The organism is Vibrio sp. 970, assembly GCF_033339075.1.
The window spans coordinates 1-830 of record NZ_JAWOTW010000183.1 but is presented as its reverse complement, the minus strand read 5'-3'; the positions used below and the strand labels follow the sequence as shown (position 1 = coordinate 830).

Annotated in this window: 1 protein-coding gene; it reads left to right on the top strand. The window is 47.5% G+C overall.

Annotated features, from left to right (window positions below; genetic code table 11):
- Positions 1 to 83: 83 nt before the first annotated feature.
- A partial coding sequence (locus R7Q11_RS25560) for a ParB/RepB/Spo0J family partition protein (protein ID WP_225466923.1) occupies positions 84 to 830 on the top strand: 747 nt, incomplete at its 3' end.

Below are 830 nucleotides of genomic sequence, written 5' to 3'. Positions count from 1 at the left end.
AGATCCCGTGCACAAAAGCGCATTCGAAGTGGAGCGCGTATTGCACTCTAACTGGCCGTCATTAAATCAGGGGTAATAAGTAAATGGCTTTGAAAACGTCTGAATTAAACGCGAAATTATTTGGTAAAACGAATAAACGTCGAGTAGCGACTCCACAAGAAGCGCAAGCGGCAGCAAAAGAAAAAGCGCAAACCATCGAGTTGGCAGTGGCGGGTGAGGGCACGGTTCAGTTTGAATTGGTTCGTATTCCCGCAGATAAAGTGGCAAGCGAGACGCGTGTATTCGCGGACAACGCCCGTGAACAATCATTCTTGAATGAGCATGCTTTATCTGATGTTTTGGTGACACTGAAAGAGCGTGGTCAACAGTACCCAGCTGTTGGTCGTCGCACTGACGATGGCAAAATTGAAGTGCTAGACGGTAGCCGCCGTCGTATGTCTTGTATCTTGGCGGGTAAGGATTTCTTGGTTTACGTTGGTGATGGCATCAACACTGAACACGCGAAATTCCTATCTGACGTTGCTAATGCGCACAAACCTCTGTCGCTTTACGAAAAAGGCAAAGAGATGCAGGCTAAGCTGGAAAGCGGTGAAGCCGAAGACCAAAAAGCGCTAGCGAAAATGTTCCAATGCAGTGAAGCATTGGTAAGTGGTGCGCTTAAAGCCGCGGCATTGCCGCTAGAATTGCTACAAGCATATCCAAATGTTGGCGATTTAGGTCGTCCAACCATCGTTAAACTGCACAAACAGTTCTCAACATTGACCGCTGAGCAGCAGCAAAACTTGTTGGATAAATGCCGTACATCTGAAGGTTACTTGTGGCAACGTAGC